Consider the following 14,493-nt stretch of genomic DNA (forward strand, 5'->3'; position numbering starts at 1 on the left):
TTCAATGTCTTTTTAATTAACTTAAAAAACTATCTTTATACCGTTACAAAAATCCCCTAACTCATGAAAACAAAGTATTTTATTTTGTTGCTTCTTGTTATTTCAATGGCTTGTAAGCAAAATACTTCTTCAGTAGCTATTCCAAAAGATCATGAACGAGAAGAAAAGAATAACAATCCTGATAAACAAGCTATTTGGACTCCTGAACAAGCAGCAAGACATCAAAAAATTCTAAAAAAACTAACAGCTACAGCACAACGCTTTAAAAACCTAAAAAGGCCTAATACTACCTATGCCAACGGAAATTTAACAGGTACTTGGAAAAACAGAGGCCCTAAAAACATGCCGGGTGCTTTTAAATTTGCTGAGTTGTTAGAAAATACCGATACCATTTATGGCGTAACTCATAATCATTATGCCGGAGAATTTAACTCTAAATCTTATATTTTCAGAGGAACTATATACAATCCTAAGAAAGGAACAGGTGGTGATGATTTTGTTTTATTAACCGATAATTGGCCTAACAGATATCAAAATTTATTTGCTTTTAAAGTAAATACCACAACCCGACTTATAGTACACATAGAAAACGGTCCCCTTTACTATTCTGACGATCAAGGGCAAAGTTGGTCGCAGTCTAACGGACTTCCGGATGCTAATACCAGTGCTGCAATTAACCGACAAGATAATCATACCCTATATGTTACCAACGGGCAAAAAGTATTTGTATCTACTGATTATGGAGCTAATTTTACGCTATTGAAAGATTTTGGTACTAAAAAAAGTAGTTTTTTATATACGCCCAGATATGCTATACAACCTAACGCCGCTTCTGTTTACCTGGCTCGTTCCGGAGGCTTTTATACATTAACTGCTGATAAAACAGACTTCTCTCTTTTAGGTACCTATACAGCAAGTCATGGTAATAATCAGTTTAGCGTAAGTGGTGATAGTAGAATGTTATATGTAACAGAAGGTCAAGATTATTGGATTTCTACAGATGGCGGTACCAATTGGGTGAGTAAATATCCTAAAGGAAATTGGTATGGAGATAGAACAGGAAAAATGTCGCCCGGTAAATTTTTTGCTGTGCACCCTGAAAACCCGAGTATTTCTGTTGCCGGATATGCGCAACCTGTAATTTCATTAGACGGGTTAGATACCACACTTTCTACCACCAGTGGCTGGGGAAGATACCAAAACGGTACCAGTTTAAGTGCTGCTGATTATTATAATAGAATCCGTTTTAATTACCATCCTGACTTTCAATCTTCCCACTTTTTCTATAACAGTTCAGGTGATTTATTTTCAGCTCGCTGTTCAGATGGAGGTATTTTTATTTCTTATAAAGAATGGGTAGATTTTCCTCCGGAAGGAACTGCTTTTGATAATTCAGGATATGCCAATGCGCACTATATAAACTTAAATGTACTACACACAATTAATCCGTTAATTTATAGAAGAAACCTATTTACAGGAGCTAACAATCCTAACCATATTTATTACAGTACACAAGATCAAGGAAGTGGTAGTGTTATTAGCGATCAAGATCAAGATGTTTTAGACTTTTACCAAAGCATTGGTGGTGACGGCCCTCCTATTGATAGCTATGATGGAAAATATGCATGGAAATGGCAACGTGAAGGAGCTAAAGTGTATGCTCCCGTTACTGTTTATTCATCAACTAACAATTTTCAATCCATTGCAAAAATAAACTCTCAGTTTTCAGAAACTAACAGTGTCGATTTTCCTAAAAATACAGTTATGGGCTGGGTACAGACTTATATAGACCATGAAGCTCCGGACAAAAGAATGTGGGTATTAGCTAAAGAATTAAACAGAGCTACTTGGGACGGAACTTCTATTAACGGTTATTCTATTGATAAAGGAAATAACCATGTAGCAGCCTTAGCACAAGCATGGAATACACCGGATAAATTTTTTATGTTACAAGACGGAAAAGTGTTTATATCTGACGATCGTGGAACTACTTTTAATACCGGAGTTACAACACCGTTTTTACAAACTAACGAAGTTTGGGGGCGTGGTGATATAGGTAGCGGCATTGTGTTACCAACCAATGATAATTGGATATTGTTTTGCGGCCCTAGTTCTAATACTGTTGGAGCTATTTTATCTAAAGACGGGGGCTTGACTTGGCAAGATGTTACCGGTGACTTTCCTAGCGGAATTGATGCACAAACCGGAGGAATGGTAGCTACTCCAGATGGAAAGTTTATTTTTGCGGGTACAGATATTGGTCCGTATGTTTTTGATGTAGCCACTGAAAAATGGTATTCAATAGCAGAAGGAATAGGCTTTTTTAACGCAATGGATGTTGATTATATTGAGGCTACTCATACGGTACGTTTTGCTTCATGGGGTTCCGGAATATTAGATTTTACCATTAATGAAAGTTCTTTAAGCACTTCTGACAACTCTGCATTGGCAAGTACTTTTACGGTATATCCAAACCCTGCCAGTGATGTTGTACACATAAAATTAAAAAACTCTTTAACCTCTGAGTTACAAGTAACCGTTTATGATATATTAGGAAAAGAAGTTTTACCTAAAAGAAAGATATCCGACAACAAAGAAGTAGTTAGTATCAACACCTCTTCTCTAACTCCCGGACTTTATATTTTACAAATAACTAATGAATTACAACAAACCATAACTCATAAAATTAGTATTGAATAGTATTATGTATGCTAAACATTGAATCTAAAACAAAAAATCCTGAGAATGTTCTCAGGATTTTTTTATTAAATCGATTTTAAGATAGACTTATATTCATCCAAATCTATATCTCCATTAAATACTTTGATTGTTTTCTTTATAATGTTTTCAGCAGACTCTTCAGAGAATCCCATTTGAATAGCATATTTAAGAATCAGCTTCTTTTCCGGCTCGTCTATGTGATGATCAGAATAAATAATCTTAAATAAATCTAACAATCGTTCTAACCTTACATCTGAATTTGAAGGAGGTTGAATTGGATACTTCTTAGAGTCCTTCACTATTTCTTCATACTCACTCTCTGTTATATCTAACTTTCTGGCAAAACGATTAATTAGTTTTTCTTCGCTTTCATTTAGGGCTTCATCAACTCTGGCTATATTTACAATAGCACAAAAATGCGCCACATTACTTCTGTGCTTACCGGATTCATATAAATCTAAAATGCTCATTAATTAATTTTTTTTATGGTTTTTAATACAGGAACTTTAATTTCTTCCTCTTTGTTTACTACTTCATAATCAAAAGTAATTTCAAATTTTTCATCTATATAACTATCGTCAGTTAAATCATATTGTTCTAATAACTTTTCAGAAATACTTTCAAATGTTACTATTTCATCGTCATCATCTTCATTAACAAAGATAAAACTATACCCTAATTCTGTATAACCTTCATAAGTTGCGGTTACTTTTTTAGGTTCTAATATTTCAGTTACCGGTTTCATTGAGTAACTACCTACCAATGTTAGTATAAAAAATGCTTTTAAAATTAATGCTTTCATGTTTATAAATTATAGATTGTAAAAAATACTTTTTCTTAGAGTTTTGCCACCACAAGTCTAAGATTCTTTTAGCATTCATTATCCCTAATTTTGCCCGTGAATGTTCTACAAAAAAGCGTTACATAAGCATCAATTTAATACACCTAAAAATACTTTATTTTTTTCAAATTATTTGAGCATTAATCCCCCATTTTTTTTAATAAAAAGCAAAAAAGCTGTTTAAAATTAAACAGCTTTACGTTGAGGTATCTCATTGCTAAAACACCTTAAGTAATACATTGTTTTTTAATGACCCTAACAATGTATTTACTTTTATAACAACCAATTAGGCAAGTTCACTTATAAACCTTAAAAAGTATCTAAATAAACTTTTAAGGTGTTTAAGGTTCTGTTAGTGAATTAATACTAGCCCTAAGAATTTACAAAATAATACTCATCAGTTTCATTGAGCATCTTCCGGTACATATATTCGTTTACTATTACAGGGATTTTTAAATACGGGAACTTTATTTTATAGTTCGTTTTTTCTTTTCCTACCAATTTTACTTTTGTTGGACGTTTCTTCATAATCTAAAATTTTTAAAAAGTTAAACCATAAAAAATAGTTGTTAAGGAAAAAGCAAACGATATACCAAAAAAAGAAGTGCTGACAAAGTGTCAAAAAAAACTTTATACAATAACTTCCGTTAAAAGATCAACGGCATTTTTAATAACGGGATTTCGGTTTTCTTTACTCCAAACCGCAGATAATACGGTTCTTTGCGGAATATCCGTAAGCTCAATAACCCGAATATGAGGATGCTGAGTTTGCGTTAATGATTTAGGTACTATTGAAATACCAAAGCCATTTTCAACCAATTTATAAATAGAAGCTGCATGAATGGTATTGTGTGAAACTATGGGCGTAAAATTATACTCATCAAAAATTTGCATGACTTTTTCATAATACGATACACTATATTTAGGATCAAACAATATAAAAGACTCTTCTTTGCATTGTTGCAACCCGCTAAAGTTTTCAGCAGTAATTACATGTTTTTCGGGTAATACTAAGCAAAAAGGCTCTACCATAATGGTTTTGCTTTGTATGCTTCTAGGCGCTCTTTCTAAACGTACAAAACCAATATCAATATCGTTAGACAGTAAGCTTGCTATCTGGCTCTGATTGTCCATTTCTTTTAAACTGAACGATATTTTAGGGTATTGCTGATTTAACTTGACTAATAACTCCGGAATAATTTCTTGTATGGCAGAACCTACATATCCGAACTTTAAATTACCATCTTTCCCTGTACTAATCAGTTTAGCGTGGTTTAAAATATTGTCTAAACTCTTTAAATTTTGTGTCAATTCAGTTTTTAGGTACTTCCCTGCTTCTGTTAATACCACACTTCTATTATGTCGTTCAAACAATGTAACTCCCAAGCTATCTTCTAATTGTTTTATTTGTCTACTTAAGCCCGGTTGTGATATGTATAACTTTTCAGCCGCCTTTCTATAATGCAATTCTTCTGCTACTGCCAAAAAATATTTCAGATGTCTGTACTCTAATTGATAACTCATAGTTATTAATACCTATCAATATTGATATTGTTAAGCATCAAAAATAGGCATAAATTTGTAAAACTAAGTAGAATACACATGTTTAAATACGGAATAGATACCTTAACTGTAGATACAGTGATGGCTATAGCTAAAAATGAGTTACAAGGCGTGCTAACTCCAGAAGCTATTAATAACATACATACGTGCAGAGCTAAAGTTGAAGCTATGGCTGCTTCTGACAAAGCTGTGTATGGAATAAACACTGGATTTGGTCCTTTATGCGACACTCAAATTTCTCCGGAAGAAACCAGTTTATTACAAAAAAACTTATTGATAACCCATGCGGTTGGTGTAGGGAATCCTATTGATAAATTCTTGTCAAAACTCATGCTGATAACTAAAGTTCAGGCGTTATCACAAGGATTTTCAGGAGTTCGTTTAGAAGTAGTAGAGCGTATTATCTATTTTATAGAAAATGATTTATTACCTATTGTGCCGGAACAAGGCTCTGTAGGTGCTTCGGGTGATTTAGCTCCGTTATCTCACCTATTTTTACCGTTGTTTGGTGAAGGAGAGTTTTGGGTAGGCGATACCATACAACCGGCTGCAGCGGTATTAAAAAGCCATAATTTAGAGCCTATTGAACTAAGTGCTAAAGAAGGTTTAGGGTTAATTAATGGTACGCAATTTATTTTAGCACATGCTATTAACGGACTTAAAAGAATGGAATACTTGTTGGATCTGGCCGATTTAGCGGGTGCCATGAGTTTAGAAGGCTTTCAAGGAAGTGCTTCTCCTTTTAAAGAAGCTTTGCATGTTATTCGTCCGTTTCCGGGTAATTTAAAGGTAGCAGAACGTATGAGAATGTTATTAGACGGTTCTCAAAACTTAGAAGCGCATTATGATTGTGAACGTGTACAAGATCCGTATTCTATACGTTGTATGCCACAGGTACACGGAGCTTCAAGAAATGCCTATACCCACTTAAAAGAGTTGGCAGAAATTGAAATGAACTCGGTAACTGACAACCCTATTGTATTAAGTGAAACCGAGGCTATTTCCGGAGGAAACTTCCACGGTCAGCCTTTAGCCATGGCGTTAGATTATGCGTCTATTGCCGCTTCTGAGTTGGGTAATATATCAGACAGAAGATGTTACTTATTATTAGAAGGTAAATACGGTTTACCGCGTTTGTTAACTACGGCCGGAGGGTTAAACTCAGGATTTATGATACCGCAATACACCACGGCTGCTTTGGTTACTGAAAATAAATCGTTGTGCTTTCCTCCTTCCGCAGACAGTGTTCCTACCTCTTTAGGGCAAGAAGATCATGTGTCTATGGGAAGTATTTCAGGAAGAAAATTCAATCAAATTCTAGGCAATTTAGAAAAGATTTTCGCCATTGAGTTTATGTATGCAGCACAAGCTATGGAATTTAGAAGACCTAATACGTTTTCTGATATTTTAGAGCATAACTTTGCGTTAATTCGTAGTAAAGTTGCTAAACTGGAAGAAGATAGAATTTTAAAAGACGACATCTACGCCATTATTCAATTAGTTAAAGAACAAGCCTTTAAAGTTGCCTAAATTATGACATTTAAAGAACAAATACTACAGGGAATTCCGGCAGTTTTACCTGCAAAAAGAACCTATCCTGAGGGTGTTAACAGAGCCCCGAAAAGAAAAGATATTCTTTCTAAAGAAGAAAAACAATTAGCCATTAAAAATGCCTTACGTTATTTTCCTGCGCATTGGCATGCTGAATTAGCTCAAGAGTTTGCACAGGAATTAAATGATTTTGGTAGAATTTATATGTATCGTTTTAAGCCTGAATACGCTATATATGCCAGAGGTATTGAGGAATACCCGGCACAATCGTTACAAGCAGCGGCTATTATGTTAATGATACAAAATAACTTAGACCCTGCTGTGGCGCAACACCCGGAAGAGTTAATTACCTACGGGGGTAACGGTGCGGTATTTCAAAACTGGGCGCAGTACTTGCTTACCATGCACTACTTAGCCACGATGACCGATGAACAAACACTACACATGTACTCCGGGCATCCTATGGGATTATTTCCTTCATCAAAAGAAGCACCTAGGGTTATTGTTACTAACGGAATGATGATTCCTAACTACTCTGCACCTGATGATTGGGAAAAATTTAATGCTTTAGGCGTTACGCAATACGGACAAATGACCGCAGGTTCTTATATGTACATTGGACCGCAAGGTATTGTACACGGAACTACCATTACGGTAATGAATGCCTTTAGAAAAATATTAGAAAAAGGAGATACACCTAGCGGAAAAATCTTTTTAACAGCAGGTTTAGGTGGTATGAGTGGTGCACAACCAAAGGCAGGAAACATTGCCGGTTGTATTACCATTGCTGCAGAAGTAAATCCTAAAGCGGCTACCAAACGTCATGAACAAGGTTGGGTAGATGTATTAGTAGATAATATTGACGATTTAATTATACGTGTTAAACAGGCACAAGCCGCTAATGAGGTGGTTTCTATAGCCTTTATTGGTAATGTGGTAACGGTATGGGAACGTTTTTATGAAGAAGGTATTTTTATTCATGTAGGCTCAGATCAAACCTCGTTACACATTCCTTGGACGGGAGGTTATTATCCGGTTGATATTTCGTATGAAGAAGCGAACCGATTGATTCGTGAAGAGCCGGAAGTGTTTAAGCAAGAAGTACAAAGAACATTACGTCGTCATGCGGAAGCTATTAATAAACACACCGAAAGAGGTACGTATTTCTTTGACTACGGAAATGCCTTTTTATTAGAAAGCTCTAGAGCCGGAGCAGATGTATTTGCCCCAAATGGTATTGATTTTAAATATCCGTCATACGTACAAGATATTTTAGGCCCTATGTGTTTTGACTATGGATTTGGTCCGTTCCGTTGGGTATGTACCTCAGGAAAGCCTGAAGATTTAGATGCTACTGATGCTATTGCAGCTACCGTATTGCAGGAAATTATGGAAAACTCTCCTGAAGAAATACAATTGCAAATGCAAGATAATATTACTTGGATTACCAATGCAAAGCAAAACAACATGGTGGTAGGCTCACAAGCACGTATTTTATATGCAGATGCTGAAGGACGTGCTAAAATTGCCGAAGCTTTTAACAAAGCTATTGGTGAAGGAAAAATTGGTCCGGTAGTTTTAGGAAGAGATCATCATGATGTAAGTGGTACCGACTCTCCGTATAGAGAAACTTCTAATATATATGACGGAAGTAAGTTTACGGCAGATATGGCTATTCATAATGTTATTGGCGATAGTTTTAGAGGTGCTACCTGGGTATCTATCCACAACGGTGGTGGTGTTGGCTGGGGTGAAGTAATTAACGGTGGTTTTGGTATGTTATTAGACGGAACTACGGAAGCAGATGCTCGCCTAAAGAAAATGTTATTTTACGATGTAAATAACGGTATTGCCAGAAGAAGCTGGGCAAGAAATAAAGAAGCCTTATTTGCCATTCAACGCGAAATGGACCGTACACCAAGTTTAAAAGTAACATTACCTAATTTGGTAGATGAAACGCTTTTAGAAAACTTGTTTTAATAGCTAGATAGGGATATACGACTAATTCCCGTTTTAAAAAATAAGACTGCCATTGCAAAGGAAACACTTTTGCTGTGGCAGTCTTTTTTTATCGACGGATTGCTTTAGTAGCTATCAATCCTTCGTAATAACCTGAAAAGAAATTGGAAGTACGCTTGTAGATGTAATTGTTGATTTTATCTCAAAACAAGTTCCTGTTTTTACCTTAAAAAGTAGGGATTTTTTGATTTTTACAACTCATTGTAAAACAACATATTAATAAGTGCTAAAAAACATCAAGACGTTTTAAACAAAAGACCTTGATGTTTTACACAAAACGTCTTGATGTTTTTTAGAAAAGGTAAGCATCTTTTTTACAAAGGTATTTAGGAGTTTGTTTAATAGGGTTCTATATTTATATTTAACATCTTATTGTTTCAGATATTTCCAAGGGTAATTCCCCTTAATTAAATATAAAAACAAAAAAAATAACTATATTTGCAGGGTAAATACTCTTTTAATGAAAGAAAGCAACATAGATAATTTATTAAAATCAATTTTTTCAGATGATGAAAATTTTGATATTAGAAACGAATTTGAGCAAAAATTGATTGATTATAATATTAGTAAAACTAAAGCATTATTACTTTTAAATATTGACAAAGATGTTTTTGAGCAAATAATCAATGGTACAGCTAAACAGCCTAATCTAATTCATGTTGTTAAAATAGCGGAATTTTTAGAGATAAATATTGACAAGTTTATTAAAGTTGTTTTGAACAATCAAAGTAAGGAAAATATTGGCACGATTGACAAAGCTCGAAAAGCTACTTTTTTGTTAAAAAACTTTGACGTAAAAACATTAACAAAGCTTGGTTTTTTTGATAAAAATTATGAAACTAATGACTTAGTCAGTAGAGTTCTTACTTTTTTTGGATACTCTTCTATCCAAGAATTCGAAGATGAACTTATTGAGCCTTTGTATAGTAGAACCAAGAGGAGTTTTTCTGATAAAATGAAAGACTTCTGGATAAAATCTGCTTATCAAAGTTTTAGAATTATAGACAATCCTAATGAATATGATAGAAATAAATTAAAAGGATTAATTATTAAAATAAAACCTTATTCCCAAGATGTAAAAGAAGGCTTGTTAACTGTTTGTAAAGCGCTTTACAATATAGGTATTACTGTTATTTTTCAAGATTATTTATCTACAACTCAAGTAAGAGGTGGGACATTTATCGTAAAAGGAAAACCTTGTATTGTTCTTACTGATTTTAATAAAAAATATCCTACGATTTGGTTCACTCTTTTACACGAATTACATCATGTTTTATTTGACTTTGATTTAATAGAAACAAATAGTTTTCATTTAACTGGTGATGATGATTTATTTTTAATAGAAGAAAAAGCTGATTCTTTTGCTAGAGATTTTTTTATGTCTGAAGAAAAATTCAACTATATCAAAAAATATATAAACAATCCTTATCTAGTCTCAAAATTTGCTGAACAAAATGAAATACACGTATCAATAGTTTATTCATTTTTCACTTGGTATCAGGATAAGTTGTATGGAAAAAATTATCATGCTGCTTTTAAAGAACATTATCCCAATTATAAAGAAGCTTTAAATAAATTAAACCCAATATCATGGGATAATCAGAGTATAAAAGAAACAAGCAAGAAAATCAAGTCTATTTTAGAAATTAAATAATAAATATTTATGGCAAAAGATAACAATATAAAGAAAAAGCAGGAACTTTCAGAAGCAGATTTAGAAAGATTAGAATTATTACAAATGGCAAATGAAAAAGTGGGCAGACAATTAACTATCAATTCTGATCAAGGTAATATTGAAGAAATTGATGAATTAAGAGAGTTAATTGGAAAAGAATTTGAAAACCCCGAAGAGAAATATAATATTTATTATAAAGGTATTCGTAAGCTATTAATGGATTATCTACCTAAGGGAAAAGAATTTAAAGAGGTTCGAAATATTATTTACGATGAGAAAAATATTTTCCTTAATTCAGGTAAACGTAAATCTGATAATAATGGGATTAGAAAATCAGATGGGAGAATGACTTTTCAACCCATAATGAATGAAATTTTAGATATTATTGTAAAATGGGTAGGAGAATCACAAAACCCATTCGTTATTTATAAAGAATTTTATGAATTAAACGAGAAATATGGATACGGTCATGAAGAATATGACAAAACTACTTTAAGTATAGCCAAGGCTATGTTTAAATTGAGTGAAAAATAATTTTTAGGACACTATCCTTCCAAATGTTTAAAGTATAAAAATAACTGGGTTATAATATTTATATTAATTATAACCCAGTTCTATTGACCTTACTTAACCTACTTCTTCCTAACCCTTAATTTTTCAATTTCATCTGTAGAAAGTCCGGTAATGGCAACTATATCTTCATTAGTAGTACCTCTACGCTTTAGTTCTTTAGCTATTTCAATTTTTTCATTTTGTTTAGCCAATTCAGAAGCTTCTTTTTTGGCTTCTTTTAATAATTCAAAGGTAGGTACATATTTAGTGCTCTTTTTTAGCTCTTCAAACAAGCCAATATCTACAAAACTTAAATAGCTTTTTGGTGAAATAATTAAATGGTCTATAACCTCAGTATCTACAATAATACCTACTTGAATAAGTCTGTCAGTAATATCTTTATCTGTTTCAGAAGGTTTTAACTCTCCGCTTGGGTGGTTATGGCATAAAATTATTTTAACCGCTCTTTTTTGCAACGCCAAGCTAAACACTTCCATAGGTTTTGCCAGTGTTTGGTTTACTGTACCTAAACTAATGAGTTCTATAAATAAAATACGGTTGTTGTTTTCTAAACCAATTACCCAAAAGTGCTCACGGTTTTGGTCTATTTTATTTTCTCTTACTAAAATGCGTTGCATAATTCCGAAAATATCATCGGAATTCAATATTTTAATTTTTTCTTCTTCGGTCAGTTTTATATCCATAGCATAAAAATAAGGTTTTATTTTAAACTGAAAAATGTATTTATAGTATTAAACTTGTCTTAAAAAAGAACAATTATGCTTACTGCCAATTATTCTATTTCTTTAAGGTTTTTTACTAAAAAAAGATTTTCGGTATCTATTTCAGCTTAATAATACAATCTAAAATCAAGCAGTTTACAAACTTTGTAATGTTTTTGATACAATTGTTCCACCACATCAAGCATATTATCATCTTCTTTAAATAAATTAAAGAATACTTGATCTAGATTGGCACTGATTATTCCATTAAACTTGTTACCATACCCGGAAATAGCTTTAGCACCTGTAATATCTAAAAAATACTGTGCTTCTTCATCGTCTAAATCGAGAACTTTGGCATTTGAAAAATGTACTATTTTACCATTCAATCTTCCTTCAAAAATCTCCGCAATTTCCTGTAAACTATAGTAATAATCATTTAAGCAAATACTATTTGCTTCACCCGTCATTACCAAATAGATAATCTCATAGTTTTTAAAATTATGATCGTCTAACACCAGCGTATTTAAACTTGCCTCTAAACCTTCAATAGAGTCGCATGTCTTATAAATACTCGCTATACCATATTGTATGGTTAGCTCCTCCAACTTTTGTTGCGTTGAAGTAACCTCTTCCGTTTCTATATCATCAACGGCTTCTAAACAGTATATAAAATAATCTGTAGGTGTATAATTTTCTTGGGGTAATTGTTCTCTTTTTTCTAACAAGTTTCAAAATTTAAGGAAAAGTAACACACAAAAATACGATAACTATGTTGTTTTTTATTGCTCTCTTCTTCTATAAATTAAAGGTTTTTTAAATACATTATTATAAAGATTACTTTACTTAATTTTAAAATTTCCTTTATCTTTTTTATCTTGAGTTTGTTCATTTAAAATAAAATTACTGGTACAGCAGTCAACTTTAAAAAAGATATCAACGGAGCTCCAAGGTATTCCTACAGCTAAACGAAATTTATATATTTTATTGGGTCTTAATTGATATCCTTGAGGTAAAAAGTCTGTTATTTTAATATTATTAGGTACTTGAGATAGTGGTTTTACCCAATCAGAATGTAAAACTTTGATGTCTGACCAGGTAAATACATTAAATTCACTTAGCCCAACAAAATATCTGTCTTCACATTGACTATCAGTGCCATCAACTAATAAATCAGTGTCTAAACAAAGCACACTAACATCAGTATTATTAATTTTCTCTACTCTTTTAGGGTTAACAAATTTAGCTTGAGCCTTGGCTCCTTGCTCCCTAATATCAACATTTCTAACAGTAAACCTAGCAGTAGGACCATTGGATGATGTAGTTACATAAAACCAGATTTGTTTAAAATCGGAAGTCGGAGTATAATTAATCTTTAATGTATTTATACTAGCTAAATTAGGTCTGCTTAAATTAAACCTGTTATTTCTATAAAGTTCTTCATGTATTAATTCTGTATTTAAAATTGAAGGTAACTGAGTTGGACCGTTAGAATTAGGAACTAGATGATTGGCTGCTCTTATATTAAATTTATGGTCAGTAAAATTACTATTCCCTTGTTTTGATAATTCGAACTCTATTTCAATGCAATATTCTGTTCCTTTCTTAAATTCAAAATTATTATAAACACTAGCGCTTTCCATATAAATATTATGATAAGCCCAAGCTGTACCTGTGTTTAACGTAGCTGAAGTTATTCCGTTAGCTATTTTAAAGTTTTTAATAAATAAATTTGGAGTAGACTGACAAGATTTACAGCTTCCAATAGATACATTTTGCCCAAAAGATAAGTTTGTTACAAACACAAAAATTGTGAGGTTGATTAAATTTTTCATTTTTTTCGGATTAAAATTATATTACTTCTTAAACCAAAGTTGGTTTATTTTAAATAATTTATTGAGAGGTAATTAACCTTAATCCTTAAAGTGTTTTCCTTTAATATACACTTACACCTTATTCTTTTAACTCAATTATTTGTTGCTGTGCATATTCTTTTGCTTTATCATCACCATAATCAATAACTTTTTGATAGTATTCAATTGCTTTCTTCTTATTTCCTTTCAATTTATATCCTTGTGCCAAATTCCCTAGAATTATATAATCTTTCGGATTAATTTTTTCTGCTCTTACAAGCGCCTCAATTCCTTTATCATATTCACCTGTTAGCAAATAAGTAATTGATAAGTTTGACAAACTCTCAATATGATTTGGATAATATTTTAAAATCGTATTCGCAATTTGTCTCATGTTTTTTAACAAATTATCATTTCCTGTATTATATAATTGTAGTTGAAAATTTTGAATATCTAAAAGAAATTCTTTTTCATTTCCATCGTATTTTTTATTGTATCTCCAGCCCCAGTCGTTGTTATTCGTAATTGAATGTTTTATTATTTTGATTATTTCTGAAGTAAAACCTTCCCAATCCTCTACCTCTCCTAATACATATACTTTTTCAAATCGCATATCAAGCCGGTTTGGATAAAGTTTGATTCCTTCATCAATTTTATCCAGTCCTTTTTTTAATTCTTTTTGATTATAATAAATTTGACTTCCTAAATATCCTGTCGTTTGATTTAAACTATCTTTTACAATAAACCTTTCTCCATTGGGTTTATCAGTTGATAACTCAAGAACTTCTTTCCTAGATTTTATTAAATAATACTTAAAATAAGTCATAAAAAGTTCTGGGTTGTTTGGTTTATCAGACTTCCACTTTGTTAAAACCTTTAATTGATTAATTGTATCATTCGTCTCACAGTATTTTTGAAACTCTAATTCATAATCTTGACTAAATCCAATTTGAGAAATTAAAATTGTAACTGCTATTCCTAATATTCTTTTCATCT

Annotated in this window: 12 protein-coding genes; 5 read left to right on the forward strand and 7 right to left on the reverse strand. The window is 32.3% G+C overall.

The features are described 5' to 3' along the window. Positions 1 to 63 precede the first annotated feature (63 nt). On the forward strand, positions 64 to 2,700 hold the full coding sequence (locus tag ACQY1Q_RS00885; RefSeq protein WP_431003387.1) for a T9SS type A sorting domain-containing protein: 2,637 nt from the start codon (positions 64 to 66) through the stop codon (positions 2,698 to 2,700). 65 nt (positions 2,701 to 2,765) lie between these two features. Here the strand turns inward: ACQY1Q_RS00885 and ACQY1Q_RS00890 are convergent, their stop codons facing one another. The 3 genes from ACQY1Q_RS00890 to ACQY1Q_RS00900 form a co-directional block, all read right to left on the reverse strand. After that, complete coding sequence (locus tag ACQY1Q_RS00890; protein ID WP_431003388.1) at positions 2,766 to 3,191, reverse strand: TerB family tellurite resistance protein; 426 nt, start codon at positions 3,189 to 3,191, stop codon at positions 2,766 to 2,768. Further along, complete coding sequence (locus ACQY1Q_RS00895; protein ID WP_431003389.1) at positions 3,191 to 3,523, reverse strand: hypothetical protein; 333 nt, start codon at positions 3,521 to 3,523, stop codon at positions 3,191 to 3,193. Before ACQY1Q_RS00895 ends, ACQY1Q_RS00890 begins: the two co-directional genes overlap by 1 nt. A gap of 669 nt (positions 3,524 to 4,192) precedes the next feature. Next, entirely contained in the window at positions 4,193 to 5,086 is an 894-nt protein-coding gene (locus ACQY1Q_RS00900) for a LysR family transcriptional regulator (RefSeq protein ID WP_431003390.1), read from the reverse strand. Positions 5,087 to 5,164: 78 nt separating this feature from the next. Between ACQY1Q_RS00900 and hutH the strand changes: the two genes are divergently transcribed. The 4 genes from hutH (at position 5,165) to ACQY1Q_RS00920 (ending at position 10,904) form a co-directional block, all read left to right on the forward strand. Continuing rightward, positions 5,165 to 6,655: a histidine ammonia-lyase gene (hutH, locus tag ACQY1Q_RS00905; RefSeq protein ID WP_431003391.1), complete on the forward strand. Its 1,491-nt coding sequence runs from the start codon at positions 5,165 to 5,167 to the stop codon at positions 6,653 to 6,655. Positions 6,656 to 6,658: 3 nt separating this feature from the next. After that, positions 6,659 to 8,656, forward strand: a complete 1,998-nt coding sequence (locus tag ACQY1Q_RS00910) for a urocanate hydratase (RefSeq protein WP_431003392.1) — start codon at positions 6,659 to 6,661, stop codon at positions 8,654 to 8,656. 499 nt (positions 8,657 to 9,155) lie between these two features. Beyond that, positions 9,156 to 10,349 (forward strand): ImmA/IrrE family metallo-endopeptidase, encoded by a 1,194-nt coding sequence (locus ACQY1Q_RS00915; protein ID WP_431003393.1) that lies wholly within the window; start codon positions 9,156 to 9,158, stop codon positions 10,347 to 10,349. A 9-nt stretch (positions 10,350 to 10,358) separates the two neighbouring features. Then, positions 10,359 to 10,904, forward strand: coding sequence for a hypothetical protein (locus tag ACQY1Q_RS00920; protein WP_431003394.1), 546 nt, complete (start codon positions 10,359 to 10,361; stop codon positions 10,902 to 10,904). A gap of 98 nt (positions 10,905 to 11,002) precedes the next feature. On the opposite strand, the gene ACQY1Q_RS00925 is transcribed toward ACQY1Q_RS00920, so the two are convergent. The 4 genes from ACQY1Q_RS00925 to ACQY1Q_RS00940 all read right to left on the reverse strand — a co-directional run bounded on the left by ACQY1Q_RS00925 (position 11,003) and on the right by ACQY1Q_RS00940 (position 14,491). Next, positions 11,003 to 11,626 (reverse strand): JAB domain-containing protein, encoded by a 624-nt coding sequence (locus ACQY1Q_RS00925; RefSeq protein WP_431003395.1) that lies wholly within the window; start codon positions 11,624 to 11,626, stop codon positions 11,003 to 11,005. A gap of 146 nt (positions 11,627 to 11,772) precedes the next feature. Then, positions 11,773 to 12,372 carry a DUF6642 family protein gene (locus ACQY1Q_RS00930; protein ID WP_431003396.1) on the reverse strand — a complete coding sequence of 200 codons (600 nt, stop codon included), beginning with the start codon at positions 12,370 to 12,372 and terminating at the stop codon, positions 11,773 to 11,775. 114 nt (positions 12,373 to 12,486) lie between these two features. Continuing rightward, complete coding sequence (locus ACQY1Q_RS00935) at positions 12,487 to 13,479, reverse strand: hypothetical protein (protein ID WP_431003397.1); 993 nt, start codon at positions 13,477 to 13,479, stop codon at positions 12,487 to 12,489. 118 nt (positions 13,480 to 13,597) lie between these two features. Further along, positions 13,598 to 14,491: a tetratricopeptide repeat protein gene (locus tag ACQY1Q_RS00940; protein WP_431003398.1), complete on the reverse strand. Its 894-nt coding sequence runs from the start codon at positions 14,489 to 14,491 to the stop codon at positions 13,598 to 13,600. Positions 14,492 to 14,493: the final 2 nt, after the last annotated feature.

The organism is Tenacibaculum sp. TC6 (genome assembly GCF_050606265.1).
Taxonomy (GTDB): Bacteria; Bacteroidota; Bacteroidia; order Flavobacteriales; family Flavobacteriaceae; genus Polaribacter.

Bases quoted from the DNA above. Each gene is read 5' to 3' on its own strand.
- ACQY1Q_RS00885 (WP_431003387.1), top strand. From the start codon at position 64: ATGAAAACAAAGTATTTTATTTTGTTGCTTCTTGTTATTTCAATGGCT.
- ACQY1Q_RS00915 (WP_431003393.1), top strand. From the start codon at position 9,156: ATGAAAGAAAGCAACATAGATAATTTATTAAAATCAATTTTTTCAGAT.
- ACQY1Q_RS00910 (WP_431003392.1), top strand. From the start codon at position 6,659: ATGACATTTAAAGAACAAATACTACAGGGAATTCCGGCAGTTTTACCT.
- hutH (WP_431003391.1), top strand. From the start codon at position 5,165: ATGTTTAAATACGGAATAGATACCTTAACTGTAGATACAGTGATGGCT.
- ACQY1Q_RS00935 (WP_431003397.1), bottom strand. From the start codon at position 13,479: ATGAAAAATTTAATCAACCTCACAATTTTTGTGTTTGTAACAAACTTA.
- ACQY1Q_RS00900 (WP_431003390.1), bottom strand. From the start codon at position 5,086: ATGAGTTATCAATTAGAGTACAGACATCTGAAATATTTTTTGGCAGTA.
- ACQY1Q_RS00940 (WP_431003398.1), bottom strand. From the start codon at position 14,491: ATGAAAAGAATATTAGGAATAGCAGTTACAATTTTAATTTCTCAAATT.
- ACQY1Q_RS00925 (WP_431003395.1), bottom strand. From the start codon at position 11,626: ATGGATATAAAACTGACCGAAGAAGAAAAAATTAAAATATTGAATTCC.
- ACQY1Q_RS00890 (WP_431003388.1), bottom strand. From the start codon at position 3,191: ATGAGCATTTTAGATTTATATGAATCCGGTAAGCACAGAAGTAATGTG.
- ACQY1Q_RS00895 (WP_431003389.1), bottom strand. From the start codon at position 3,523: ATGAAAGCATTAATTTTAAAAGCATTTTTTATACTAACATTGGTAGGT.
- ACQY1Q_RS00920 (WP_431003394.1), top strand. From the start codon at position 10,359: ATGGCAAAAGATAACAATATAAAGAAAAAGCAGGAACTTTCAGAAGCA.